Origin of the sequence: Nonomuraea basaltis (assembly GCF_005893125.1) — a bacterium.
Lineage (GTDB): Bacteria > Actinomycetota > Actinomycetes > Streptosporangiales > Streptosporangiaceae > Nonomuraea > Nonomuraea basaltis.
In genome coordinates this window covers 1-12,269 of record NZ_VCJS01000173.1, presented here as the reverse complement: position 1 = coordinate 12,269, position 12,269 = coordinate 1, and the positions used below count along the sequence as shown (strand labels likewise).

15 protein-coding genes are annotated in these 12,269 nt (G+C 69.3%); 11 read left to right on the top strand and 4 right to left on the bottom strand.

Annotated features, from left to right (window positions below; translation table 11 throughout):
* Window positions 1–659: 659 nt before the first annotated feature.
* Complete coding sequence (locus EJK15_RS49675) at window positions 660–1,055, bottom strand: Zn-ribbon domain-containing OB-fold protein (RefSeq protein ID WP_240777713.1); 396 nt, start codon at window positions 1,053–1,055, stop codon at window positions 660–662.
* Window positions 1,055–2,227, bottom strand: coding sequence for a thiolase C-terminal domain-containing protein (locus EJK15_RS49670; RefSeq protein WP_240777712.1), 1,173 nt, complete (start codon window positions 2,225–2,227; stop codon window positions 1,055–1,057). The genes EJK15_RS49675 and EJK15_RS49670 overlap by 1 nt, the downstream gene beginning before the upstream one ends.
* Window positions 2,228–2,482: 255 nt before the next feature.
* Here EJK15_RS49670 and EJK15_RS49665 point away from each other — a divergent pair, with 255 nt between their 5' ends.
* The 7 genes from EJK15_RS49665 to EJK15_RS49635 are packed head-to-tail and all read left to right on the top strand — an operon-like array spanning window position 2,483 to window position 8,608.
* A complete protein-coding gene (locus EJK15_RS49665; protein ID WP_138717468.1) occupies window positions 2,483–3,004 on the top strand; it encodes a flavin reductase family protein in 522 nt (173 codons plus the stop codon).
* Complete coding sequence (locus EJK15_RS49660; RefSeq protein ID WP_138717455.1) at window positions 2,991–4,142, top strand: acyl-CoA dehydrogenase family protein; 1,152 nt, start codon at window positions 2,991–2,993, stop codon at window positions 4,140–4,142. The genes EJK15_RS49665 and EJK15_RS49660 overlap by 14 nt, the downstream gene beginning before the upstream one ends.
* An 11-nt stretch (window positions 4,143–4,153) precedes the next feature.
* Window positions 4,154–4,939 (top strand): SDR family oxidoreductase, encoded by a 786-nt coding sequence (locus EJK15_RS49655; protein WP_138717454.1) that lies wholly within the window; start codon window positions 4,154–4,156, stop codon window positions 4,937–4,939.
* A gap of 50 nt (window positions 4,940–4,989) precedes the next feature.
* The gene (locus EJK15_RS49650) at window positions 4,990–5,379 is read left to right on the top strand and encodes a PadR family transcriptional regulator (protein ID WP_138717453.1); all 390 of its coding nucleotides are present in this window, start codon (window positions 4,990–4,992) and stop codon (window positions 5,377–5,379) included.
* Window positions 5,297–6,592 (top strand): DUF2252 domain-containing protein, encoded by a 1,296-nt coding sequence (locus EJK15_RS49645; protein WP_138717452.1) that lies wholly within the window; start codon window positions 5,297–5,299, stop codon window positions 6,590–6,592. Before EJK15_RS49650 ends, EJK15_RS49645 begins: the two co-directional genes overlap by 83 nt.
* Window positions 6,593–6,621: 29 nt before the next feature.
* Window positions 6,622–7,827, top strand: a complete 1,206-nt coding sequence (locus EJK15_RS49640; protein WP_206061588.1) for an ATP-grasp domain-containing protein — start codon at window positions 6,622–6,624, stop codon at window positions 7,825–7,827.
* A gap of 34 nt (window positions 7,828–7,861) precedes the next feature.
* Entirely contained in the window at window positions 7,862–8,608 is a 747-nt protein-coding gene (locus EJK15_RS49635) for an SDR family oxidoreductase (protein ID WP_240777711.1), read from the top strand.
* Between the two features lie 50 nt (window positions 8,609–8,658).
* Here the strand turns inward: EJK15_RS49635 and EJK15_RS49630 are convergent, their stop codons facing one another.
* Together EJK15_RS49630 and EJK15_RS49625 are read right to left on the bottom strand one after the other, a co-directional pair.
* A complete protein-coding gene (locus EJK15_RS49630; protein WP_138717450.1) occupies window positions 8,659–8,919 on the bottom strand; it encodes a hypothetical protein in 261 nt (86 codons plus the stop codon).
* Window positions 8,920–8,960: 41 nt separating this feature from the next.
* A complete protein-coding gene (locus tag EJK15_RS49625; protein ID WP_138717449.1) occupies window positions 8,961–9,245 on the bottom strand; it encodes a hypothetical protein in 285 nt (94 codons plus the stop codon).
* 242 nt (window positions 9,246–9,487) lie between these two features.
* On the opposite strand from EJK15_RS49625, the gene EJK15_RS49620 reads away from it, so the two are divergent.
* The 4 genes from EJK15_RS49620 to EJK15_RS49605 all read left to right on the top strand — a co-directional run bounded on the left by EJK15_RS49620 (window position 9,488) and on the right by EJK15_RS49605 (window position 12,111).
* Window positions 9,488–10,144, top strand: a complete 657-nt coding sequence (locus tag EJK15_RS49620; protein WP_138717448.1) for an NIPSNAP family protein — start codon at window positions 9,488–9,490, stop codon at window positions 10,142–10,144.
* Window positions 10,145–10,275: 131 nt separating this feature from the next.
* The gene (locus EJK15_RS49615; protein ID WP_138717447.1) at window positions 10,276–10,479 is read left to right on the top strand and encodes a hypothetical protein; all 204 of its coding nucleotides are present in this window, start codon (window positions 10,276–10,278) and stop codon (window positions 10,477–10,479) included.
* 45 nt (window positions 10,480–10,524) lie between these two features.
* The gene (locus EJK15_RS49610; RefSeq protein ID WP_206061587.1) at window positions 10,525–11,631 is read left to right on the top strand and encodes a chymotrypsin family serine protease; all 1,107 of its coding nucleotides are present in this window, start codon (window positions 10,525–10,527) and stop codon (window positions 11,629–11,631) included.
* A gap of 54 nt (window positions 11,632–11,685) precedes the next feature.
* Entirely contained in the window at window positions 11,686–12,111 is a 426-nt protein-coding gene (locus tag EJK15_RS49605; protein ID WP_138717446.1) for a hypothetical protein, read from the top strand.
* The last annotated feature ends 158 nt before the right edge of the window (window positions 12,112–12,269 follow it).

The window sequence follows — 12,269 nt, the reverse complement described above, 5'->3', positions numbered from 1 at the left end:
AATGGCGACGGCATGTCCGCGCAATCGGTGTTGACTGAGCTGACCGTGTGGTGCAATGACGGATCCTTTGTCTGGAACGAGGAGGGTGGCGCCCCCGTCACGCACCCCATTGATGACCCGGTTGGTGCAGCTCAACGCATCGCCGCACGTTGCCGGCAGCAGGAGCCTCCACACTCCCCCATCGACTCCGTGAGCGAATCCACGGCCTAGGACTCCATCCCTCGCCGGAGTCCTGGCGCCGTCGCTCACGGGGCAGGAAGCGCGTCCTGGCGGGTCCCCCACGCCCGCCAGGGCGCGCTTTCCTCCGAAGGACCGGCCGGTGGATCTCCCACTGGGACATCCTCCGCCCCGGGCGGGTCGCGTGCCGATGACCGCGGCCAGGCCCCATCAGACGCGCAGACGGCAGGGATCATCGTGACCCGTGGCCTCGCCGCCACGCCGATCACCAAGTCCGTTCCGCTCATCGTCCGCCGCCAAGATCGAGCCGTCCGCGTTGACGTCTACTGCCTCATCATCGACCCTCGAAGCCCGACATGAGGGCAGCTTCGTGATGGTGGGACTGGTGGGGTTTTCTGGTACGAAACCAATTCTCGGATCAAGGTCAACGAGTGGGAGGCTCTACGCCGGACCGGATGAAGATCCAGATTCCCGGATCCTCCTCACCCACCGGCCGGTTCCCAGTTCACCAGCGTCAGCCACTCGTCGATCCGGCGGTAGGACGCCCGCACCCGCTGGCCGTACTCCGGGGGGAGCCCGCCGCACCAGTTCCCGTACGCCACACATCCCGGCACCGCCGCCAGCCGCACCATCACGACCACGTACGGCTCCGGCGCCCCTGGCATGAACGGCCGGCGGTTGACGATCCAGCTCTCGACCGCCCCCTCGGGCTCCACCTCCTCCCAGTGCCACGCCTCCGTACGGCAGTCCGGGCAGAACGCCCTGGCCGGGAGGCGTGCCGTGCCGCAGGTGTCGCACCGCTGCACCGCGAACTCGTGCCTGGCGATCCGCTCCCACCACTCCCTGGAGTCCCTGTCAGGCTCCGGCCGGTAGGCCATCACGACCTCCTGAGGATCAGTGCGGAGGTGGCGGGAAGGATGTAGCCGGGCTGGGCGGTGGAGAGCGCCACCTCCGCGCCGGGCACCTGGCGGTCCCCCGCGTCGCCTCTAAGCTGGGACACCGCCTCCGCGATGTGGTTGACGCCGTGGACGTAGCCCTCCGACAGGAAGCCTCCGTGGGTGTTGACCGGCAGCGGGCCGTCCAGGGAGGTGGCGCCCGAGGCCACGTACGGACCCCCCTCCCCCTTGGCGCAGAACCCGTAGTCCTCCAGCTGGACGATCACCGAGTACGTGAAGCAGTCGTAGATCTCGGCCACGTCGACGTCTCCGGGGCCGAGCCCGGCCTGCGCGTAGAGGCGCGGGGCCAGGGCGGCGGCCGCGGTCACCGTGGGGTCGGCGGACGATGATCCGGACAGGTGGGACGTGCCGCCGCCCCAGGCCGCGGCCGAGATGAGGACCGGCGGGCGGCGCAGCGAGCGGGCCCGTTCCGCCGTGGTGACGACCACGGCGCAGGCTCCGTCCGTCTCCAGGCAGCAGTCCAGGAGCCGGAACGGCTCGGCGATCCACCTGCTCGCCAGGTAGTCGTCCAGCGTGATGGGGGTACGCATGAGCGCCCGCGGGTTCTTGGCGGCGTTGGCCCGCTGGGTGACCGCCAGGTGCCCGAAGTGCTCGGCCTTGGTGCCGTATTTCAGCATGTGGGCGCGTGCGTACATGGCGTACTGCTGCGGCGGCGCGACATAGCCGTACGGCGCCTGGTACTGCACCTCCGGGCTCGCCGGCACGCCCCGGCCGGTGCCGCCCATGCGGAACTCGGAGCGGGCGTTGATGGCCCGGTAGCAGACGACCGTGTCGGCCACCCCCGCCGCCACCGCCAGCGCGGCCTGGCCGACGACGGCGTGGGAGACGCTGCCCCCGCCGAACTGGTCCAGATGCCAGGTGAGATCCGTCAGGCCGAGTGCGGGGGCGACCAGGGTGGGCGCGGCCGAGTCGCCCACCCGGTGCGTGGCCAGGCCGTCAACGTCGTCCGCCGTCAGGCCGGCGTCCTCCAGCGCGGCCAGCACGGCGCGGCAGGCCAGCGTCAGGGTGCTGACGCCGGAGTCCTTGGTGAAGGGGGTGTAGCCGACCCCGGCTATCGCGGTCACATCCCGAAAATCAAGCAAGCGCTTGGCCACAAATGCCACCGTAGTTTGGATATTTCCCCCATGTCAACGCGTACCGGACACGCCTGCCGCCCCCAAGGCTCACCGCAGTCGACTTGACACGTTTTCCGGGTTGCCCCTACCGTCCAAGCAAGCGCTTGGTAAGATAGGCGCAGTCGGTGGACTAGGAGGCGGACCATGAGCACACACGCTGCCCGGCTCATCGCGCCGGACGGCTGTCGCGGCCTTCCGACGCCCCATCAGCGCAGGACTCGCAACGGAGCCGCCATGCCGACGGGCCCTTCCCCCCAGAGCGCGAACGGCCATCTCGACAGCCGGCGTTTCCGGCAGGTGCTCGGCAGGTTCGCGACCGGCGTGGTGGCGATCACGGCGCTCGACCCGCAAGACGGCCGGCCGTGCGGCCTCGCCGCGAACTCCTTTACCTCGGTCTCGCTCAACCCGCCGCTGGTGGCGTTCTGCGTGGCGCACACCAGCACGAGCTGGCCCCGGGTGCGCGACGCGAAGGTGGTCACCGTGAACGTGCTGGCCGAGCACCAGCAGCAGGTGTGCGCCCAGATGGCCACCAAGGGCGGCGACAAGTTCGCGGGCCTGGAGTGGACCGTGTCCCCCGGCGGCGCCCCGGTGCTCGAAGGCGCGCTCGCCTGGATCGACTGCGCGGTCGAGGCCGAGCACCCGGCGGGCGACCACATGATCGTGGTGGCGCGGGTGCTGCAGCTCGACACGCACGCCGAGGGCGGCCCGCTGGTGTTCTTCCGCGGCGGGTACGGGGGGTTCGTTGAGCCTTCGTGAGGAGGCCGCTCTCGGAGAGACACCCGGCTTCCGCGAGAAGGCGCGGGCCTGGCTGGAGGAGGCCCTGAGCGGTGAGTTCGCCGCCGCCCGCGGCCTCGGCGGCCCCGGGCGCGAGCACGAAGGGCACGAGCTGCGACTGGCGTGGGAGCGCCACCTCGGCAAGAGCGGCTGGACCTGTCTCGGCTGGCCGGAGCGGTACGGCGGGCGCGCCGCCTCCCTGGAGGACCAGGTGGCCTTCCACGAGGAGTACGCCAGAGCCGACGCCCCCGCCAGGGTGGGCCACATCGGCGAGGGCCTGATCGGCCCCACCATCCTCGAATTCGGCACCGACGAGCAGAAGGACCGCCTCCTGCCGCCGATCCAGCGCGGCGAGGAGCTGTGGTGCCAGGGCTACTCCGAGCCCGAGGCCGGCTCCGACCTGGCCAACGTCCAGACGAAGGCGCACCTGGAGGACGGCCGGTGGGTGATCACCGGCCAGAAGGTGTGGACGTCGCTGGCGCACGTGGCCGACTGGTGCTTCGTGCTGTGCCGTACCGAGCCGGGCTCGCAGCGGCACCGCGGGCTGTCGTACCTGCTCGTCCCCATGCGCCGGACCGGCGTCACCGTCCGGCCGATCGTGCAGCTGACCGGGACGTCGGAGTTCAACGAGGTGTTCTTCGACGGCGCGGTCACGGCGGCGGAGAACGTGCTCGGCGCGCCCGGCGACGGCTGGCGGGTCGCGATGGCCACGCTCGGCTACGAGCGCGGCGCGTCCACGCTCGGGCAGCAGATCGGCTTCCGGCGCGAGCTGGCCAAGGTGATCGAGACGGCCAAGAGGACCGGCGCGGCGGAGGATCCGGTCCTGCGGGACCGGCTCGTCCAATCGTGGCTGGAGCTGGAGATCATGCGGCTCAACGCGCTGCGGATGCTGCGCCCGGACCCGGGGCCCGAGGTGTCGATCGCGAAGCTGTACTGGTCGGAGTGGCATCGCCGGCTGGGCGAGCTGGCGCAGGCCGTACAGGGGAAGGGCGGGCTCGTGGGAGAGCCGAACGAGCTGCAGCGGCTCTTCCTGTTCAGCCGCGCCGACACGATCTATGCCGGATCCAGCGAGATCCAGCGGAACATCATCGCCGAGCGCACTCTGGGGCTCCCCCGCTGATTGGAGAGGCCATGACGCCACTGTCCATTGGGTCCTACCCGAAGGCACACGGCCTGCTCGACGGCAAGGTGACGCTGGTGACGGCGGCCGCCGGCGCGGGCATCGGCTACGCGACAGCCCGGCGCTGCGCCGAGGAGGGCGCGACGATCGTGATCTCGGACCGGCACGAGCGCCGCCTAGCCGCCGCCGCCGACGCACTGACCGAGCTCACCGGCGTCAAACCGCTGGCCATCCCGTGCGACGTGACGTCGGAGGCGCAGGTGCTGGCGCTGTTCGACGCGGTGGTCGAGGCGCACGGCAGGCTCGACGTGGTGGTCAACAACGCCGGCCTCGGCGGTACGGCGCCGCTGGCCGAGATGTCCGACGAGCAGTGGCACGCGGTCATCGACGTCACTTTGAACGGCACCATGCGCTGCACCAGGGCCGCGCTGCGGCAGATGATCGGCCAGGGCTCCGGCGTCATCGTGAACAACGCCTCGGTGATCGGCTGGCGGGCCCAGCGCGAGCAGTCGCACTATGCCGCCGCCAAGGCCGGGGTGATGGCGCTCACCAGGTGCGTCGCGCTGGAGGCGGCCGAGCACGGCGTGCGGGTCAACGCGGTGGCGCCGTCGCTGGCCGTGCACCCGTTCCTGGCGAAGGTGACCAGCGAGGAGCTGCTGGCGGAGCTGGCGGCCAAGGAGGCGTTCGGCCGGTCGGCGGAGCCGTGGGAGGTGGCGAACGTGATCGTCTTCCTGGCCAGCGACTACTCGTCGTACATGACGGGAGAGGTGGTCTCCGTCTCATCGCAGCATCCCTAACGATATCCTGCGAGACGGGATATAGTGGGGGCGTGAATATAACGGGGCCCATGTTCCTGGCGCTGACCGCGCTGGTGGACGAGCCTCGCCACGGCTACGGGATCGTCCAAGAGGTCGATTGCGGGCGCGAGCTCAAGATCGGCACGCTGTACGGCGTGCTCGACCGGCTCTCTGCCGCGGGTCTGGTGGCCCCAGACCGGGAAGAGGTGCAGCAGGGTCCTGGTCGTGGCGCTGGCGGTGGCGGGCCTGCGCTCGTTGCCGGCGGCGCAGCGGGATCCCGCGGTCGTCCCCTGACTCGACCCTGTCGGGGAAAGATCGGGCTAGGCGGAAGGAGGTTCCCGCTCTACTGTCCGAAACATGGGCACACGCTCCTCTTTCCTGCTCGATGTCCTCATGACGGAGTTCGGCGAATCGATCAAGCGAGACCCCGCCGCGTTTAGGCGGAAATTTCGGAAAATGGCGGCGTCTCCTTTCGCCTTCTACCGGGGCAGTGCGTCCCTCTTCTACGCGGACGTGAACGGCACGTACGCGGACGACTCCTACCTCGACGGGCCCACCAGCCGCGTCTGGATCCACGGCGACCTGCACGCGGAGAACTTCGGCACGTACATGAACGCCTCCGGCGTCCTGGTCTTCAACGTCAACGACTTCGACGAGGCGTACGTGGGGCCGTACGTCTGGGACCTCAAGCGCTTCGCCGCCAGCGTGGCGCTGCTCGGGTACGCCAAGGCGCTGTCGGACGACTCGATCGGCGTGCTGGTGACCGACTTCGCCGGCGCGTACCTGGACGAGCTGGCAGGCATCGCGGCCGGCGGGGACGACGCGATCGGCGCGCTCACCCTGGACACCACCACCGGCGTGCTGCACCGGGTGCTGCAGACGGCGCGGCTCAGCACGCGGGTGGCGCTGCTGGACGTCGAGACCGTGGTCGACGACTACGACCGGCGTTTCGCACTCATGGAAGGGCGGGAGAGCGTGGACGCGGCGACCAGGGACGCCGTGCTGGTCGCGTTCGAGGACTACCTGACCACGCTGCCCGTGCAGGGCAACCCGGTCGAGCACGTGATCAAGGACGTGGCCCTGCGCAAGGGCGTGGGCATCGGGTCGGCGGGGCTGCCGTCGTACAACCTGCTGCTCGAAGGGCGCTCCCAGGCGCTGGAGAACGACGTCATCCTGTACATGAAGCAGGCGGCGGCGCCGGCCGTGGCGCGGCACGTGACCGACGAGAAGGTGGCCTCCTACTTCCGGCACCAGGGGCATCGCACGGCTGAGTCGCAGCGGGCACTGCAGGCGTACGCCGATCCGTGGCTGGGGTACACGACGCTCAACGGGGTGGGGCAGCTCGTGGCGGAGGTGTCGCCGTACTCCGCGGACCTGGACTGGGACGATGTGAACGAGCCGGACGAGCTGCGCTCGATCGTGCGGGACCTGGGGCGGGCGGTCGCGCGCATGCATTCCGTGGCCGACGACGAGTCCAGCCACGACCTCGTCGACTTCTCGACGGAGGAGGCGATCGTGGCCGTGGTCGGCGGCGACAGGGCCGGATTCAGCGGGATGTTGGTGGATTTCGCGCACCGTTATGGGGCACAGGCCCGGGAAGACCATCAAAGATTCGTCGATCTGTTCCGCAACGGCCGCCTTCCCGGCGTCTGACCCCCTTGGCGGCTGCGGGAGGAGGCGTCGTGCGACAGCTGATCGGGCTGCTGCTGGGGACCGAGGAGGACTGGCCGTCGGCGTTCGAGACCGTGCTGCGGCGGCTCGGGCCCATCAAGGGCGTGGGCGAGTTCGACGTGGAGCGCCTCACGATCGAGCCGTTCGACCTGCGGGCGAAACCGCGGCACGCGCTGGTGATCGATCGGCTGGCGTACTGGTACTACCACCCGCGCGAGTGGCTCAAGAAGATCGCCATGATGGACGACGTCTACCTGCTGAACAGCCCCTTCACGTTCCAGTCGATGGAGAAGCACGCCGCGTACTGCGCGATGATGCGACTCGGGCTCAAGGTGCCGGAGACGGTGCTCGTGCCGTACAAGAACCCGCCCGACAACGCCAGGTACGCCTACACCGCAGCCCGCTACAACCGTCCCTTCGACCTGGACGAGGTTGCGGAGCGGATCGGGTACCCCCTGTTCATGAAGCCGTACGACGGCGGGGCCTGGCGCGGCGTGTCCCTGGTGCGCGACCGGGACGAGCTGCACCGGGCCTACGACGCGAGCGGCGAGATGCTCATGCACCTCCAGGAGGCCGTCCAGGGGTACGACGCGTTCGCCAGGTCGCTGTCGATCGGGGCGGAGACGATGGTGATGCGATTCAGGCCGGACGAGCCGATGCACGCCAGGTACGCCGTCGACCACGCGTTCCTGTCGCCGTCCGCGGGCGAGGAGGTCGTGACGATCGGGCGGCTGGTGAACGCGTTCTTCCGATGGGAGTTCAACTCCTGCGAGACCCTCGTCAAGGGGTCCGAGGTGCACCCCATCGACTACGCCAACGCCTGCCCCGACGTGGCGCTGACGAGCCTGCACTACTACTTCCCCTGGGCGATCAAGGCGCTGGTGAAGTGGTGCGTGTTCTGCGTGGCCACCCGGCGCCGGCCCAGGATCGACCTGGAGACGCACGACTACTTCGCGGTCACCGGGAGCTACGAGGAACGGCTGGCGGCGTACCGACGGCTGGCGGACCGGTATTTCGAGACCGAGCGCTACCAGGAGTTCTGCGAGACGCATCTGGGGCACATCGACGAAGTCGTGCTGGAGTGGGTGGCCGGGCCGGAGTTCGACCGTCTGCTGGTGGAGACGGTGGCCGCGACGTACCCGGCGCACGAGCACGACCGGTTCGCCGAGCACTTCAGAGGGTTGCTGCGGCTCTGGGTCAAGGACCAGGGCGGCTAGCGACCGACCGGCCGGTATGGCATGCTGCCAGAGCATGAGTCTGTTCTCGGTGGAAGGCAAGACGGTCGTCGTCACGGGCGGCTCGCGGGGCATCGGGCGCATGATCGCGGCAGGCTTCGCCGAGGCGGGAGCGACCGTGTACATCTCGGCCCGCAAGACGGCCGAGGTCGAGAAGGCGGCCGCCGAGCTGGGCTGCACGGCCGTGCCCGCCGACCTGTCCACGGCCGAAGGGCTGGAGACGCTGGTGTCGGCGGTGGACGGGCCGCTGCACGTGCTGGTCAACAACGCGGGGGCGACCTGGGGCGCGCCGCTGGAGGAGTATCCCGGGCACGCCTTCGACAAGCTCTGGGACATCAACGTCAAGGGCGTCTTCTTCCTGACGCAGCGGTTCCTGCCGCAGTTGCGGGAGGCGGCCACCGCGGAAGACCCGGCCCGGGTGATCAACGTGGGCTCGATCGACGGCATCAGGGTGCCGGCGATGCCCACCTACGCCTACTCCTCGACGAAGTCCGCCGTGCACATGCTCACCAGGCACCTGGCCAGACACCTGGCGGAGGAGCACATCACGGTCAACGCCATCGCGCCGGGGCCGTTCGAGTCGAAGATGATGGCGTTCGCGCTGGACGATCCCGCCACCCGCGAGCTCGTCGCGTCCAATGTCCCCCTGGGCCGCATCGGCCGTCCCGAGGACATGGCGGGCGCGGCGATCTATCTGTCCTCGCGGGCGGGGGCCTATCTGACGGGCGCCGTCATCCCGGTGGACGGCGGGATCTCCTGCTGATCAGGGCGCGAGCCGGGTCGTGCGGACCAGGCTCGCGCCACTGAGGTGCTCTAGTCGAGCACGTCGTCGATGCGGACGTCGCCGCCGTCGCTCGCGGTGATGGCGTTGCCGTTGACGTTGTTGACGCTGCTCGCGTCGTGGCCGCTGACATTGGCGTTGACGACGTTGCCGATGTTGTTGCCGGACTGCACGGAGCCGCGGTTGGAGCTGGAGTTGCCCATGTTCGTGTCCGCGTACGCGGGGACCGGCAGGAGCGTCGCACCGGCCGCGGCGGCGACGACGAGACCGGCCACGCAGAGCTTCTTCACCATGTCGATGTCCTTTCAGATCCCTGTTGGGGGCCTGTTGGGGGTCAGTGGAAGATGTACGTCACCGTGATGCCGCCGTTCGTGGCGGTCCAGGCGATGCCGTTGACGTTGTTGACGTTGGTCGAGGCGCCCTCTCCGCGGTTGGCCGCGGAGACGTCGCCGAAGTTGTTTCCCGACTGGGACGAGTCGCTGTTGCCGCTCCAGTTCTCGGACCAGATGCGGCGGCTCCAGCCGTCGGACCAGTCGTCGGCGTGAGCGGGGACTGCAAGGAGCACGCCGCCGGCGGCCGCTGCCACCACAGCCGCGACGGCGCACGCTCTTCGGATCACTTCTGCTCCTTCGTGAGCTGGGGAAGCCCTCCAGGGCGGCGGGCGCCACGGGCCCGAAGGCACACCACCACCCCCTTTGACCTTCGCTTTGACCTTCGTTTTGACCTTCGTTGACCTCAGAGATCAAGGTCGAGTGCGAGCCTATAACTCTGTGTCGCCAAGCGATAGCTTTAAGTAATCAGAATTTTATTCGGCCCATACGCTGACAAGGGATGTCAGCGACTCCGGCATAACGTCGCGGCATGATCTATGAGCTGCGCCAATACACGATGCGCCCGGGGCACCGCGACACGCTGATCGACCTGTTCGAGCGGGAATTCATCGAGACGCAGGAGGCGACCGGCATGCGCGTCGCCGGCTCCTTCCGCAACCCGGACGCGCCCGACACCTTCCCCTGGCTGCGGGCTTTTCCCGACATGCCGGCCCGCAAGGCGGCGCTGGAGGCCTTCTACGGCGGACCCGTGTGGCTGGCCAACCGCGACGCCGCCAACGCCACGCTGATCGACTCCGACGACGTGCTCCTCCTGCATCCGGTGGGCGCGTGGGACCCGCCCGCGTGGGAGCGGCCGCCGGTCGGCGCGGCCGAGCCGCCCCCATCGCTGTACATCGCCACGATCTACCACGTCGAGGACGGCTTCGCCGAGTTCTTCGCCTCGGAGGCCGTCCCGGTGCTGGCCGAGGCCGGGGTGCCGCCGATCATCCGCCTCGAGACCGAGCACGCGGAGAACACCTATCCGCGCCTGCCGGTCCGTACCGGGGAGAACGTGTTCGTGTGGTTCGCCCGCTTTGACACACCGGAGGACGAGCGGGAGGTGGACCTGCCGATGCTGAAGCCTTACCTGACCGCCGCCCCGCAGCGCATCCGCCTGCGCCCCACCGCCCGCTCCGCCATGCGATGAGGCGCGCCCAGGGACCCCCTGACCCACGGAGGAGTGGAATGCTGGGGTTTTCCCTAGGCGCGCCCCTGAATCCCCGGGGAACGACGCACGTCTACGCTCCAGGGGCGGCAGATCTCAGCGGAGGGCCCTGGATGGACGTGCATGAGATCAGACGACGGCACGAGGACGCGCTTCTCGCCATCCCGAACGTCACCGGCGTCTCCACCGGAAAGGGAGACGCGAACGAGGACGTGATCGTGGTCTACGTCACCCACATGGCGCCGACCGGCATCCCAGCCGAGTTGGACGGCGTTCCCGTCAAGGTCATCGAGATCGGGATCCCCACGGCCCAGTGAGCATCGCCGCACCCGGAGTCCCATCCAGGTAGGAGGTGGTTGGCCGTGAGCCAGCCAGAACTGATGCGCGGATCCCAGGGCTATCGCCTGTCCGACGCGGCCAGGGAGCAGGCGGCCCAGACGCTGATGGATCCCGAGACGCGGCCGAGCAACGTGGTCGGGTTCGGCCAGGGGGTGAAGTGGACGAACGGGCAGCCGACCGGCGAGCCGGCGCTCCTCGTGTTCGTCACGCAGAAGGTCCCGCCCACCATGCTCAGGGAGCGGGACCTGCTGCCCCCGAGGATGGACGACGGGACCACCGTCGACGTGGTCAGGGTCGGCCACGTCGTCGCCGAGCAGCTGACGAGCGGCCCCGCCACCCAGCTCCTGACCGCCCCCGCTCCCCCGATCCCGCGCGCCGACGGCGCGCCGACGGAGGCCGGCGTCCAGGTGCTCACCCGGCGGATGCGGCCCTGCCCGTCCGGCTTCTCCATCGGCAACGTGCAGGTCACGGCCGGTACGCTCGGCAGCGTCGTCTACGACTTCCTGCCCGGCGCCACCGTCGACCCGCCCATGCCGGGCCTCGGCACGCCCTCACGGTTCTACGTGCTCAGCAACAACCACGTCCTGGCCGATTCCAACCGCGCCCCCGTCGGGAGCGCGATCGTGCAGCCCGGCCGGTTCGACGGCGGCACGGACCCGCAGGACCGGATCGCCATCCTGTCCAGGTTCATCCCGATCGACCTCACCCCCGCGGTGCCGCTCGCCAGCCACAACAACATCGTGGACGCGGCGATCGGCGAGACGCAGTTCCAGGACGCCACCAGGGAGATCTACTTCAGCTCCGCGCCCAGGGGCTGGCGGCGCAAGGCCAACGTCTCCGTCGGGGACCTGGTACGGAAGGTGGGGCGGACGACCAATCTGAGCGTGGGCCGCGTCATGGCGGTGGACGCCACGATCGACGTGAGCTACGGGTTCGGCACCGGCCGCTTCCGCGACCAGATCGTCACGACCGCGATGTCGGCGGGCGGCGACTCGGGATCACTGGTCACCAGCCTGGACAACGTCGCCATGGGCCTGCTCTTCGCCGGGTCCGTCCACGTCACCATCGTGAACCACATCGAGCACGTCCGTAGCCTGCTCCGCGTCGAGATCGCCGAGACGCTGCTGTAGCCGCCCTAGCCGCCGAGACGCCGCAGCGCTGCGGCGTCGGAGAAGAGAACCGCCATGCCTCAGTCAACCAAGGCCGACCAGGCCTTTTACGACGCCACCGGAGGACGGGCCAAGTCCTTCGCGGAGTCCGTCGCCGCGCAGAAGACGGCCACGACCAACGCCTACGTGGAGCTGCGCAACGGGTCGGCGATCTTCGTCATCGACCTCGAGATCGACCCGAACACCTACCCGTTCCAGGTCGTCAGCGGCACCATCAAGTCGGGCATCTGCGGTGCCCCATGGGCTGTGACCAGCGGCCACCTCGGCCAGCAGCTCATACTGAACGCCACCAGGAAGGGTCAGGGCGGCTGCGCGAACACCATCACCATCGTGGGCGAGCAGCAGGATCCGCTGTCGTGGCGGGGGACGTACGGGTTCGACGGGACCGCGTCGTCGTTCCGGCACACCACGATCTTCCATGCGTGGTCGCTCAGCCCGTGACCGCCGGTCATCCTGACGCGGGCGCCCTGCCCGGCGAGCTCCGGGGCGCGCTCCTGTCTCTAATACCCATCTCCGAGCCCACGAGACCCTAAGAAAACTCGTATGCCGTCTTCTGCTTGAAAAAAAAAAAAACCACCTGACCTTCACCGGCATACCGT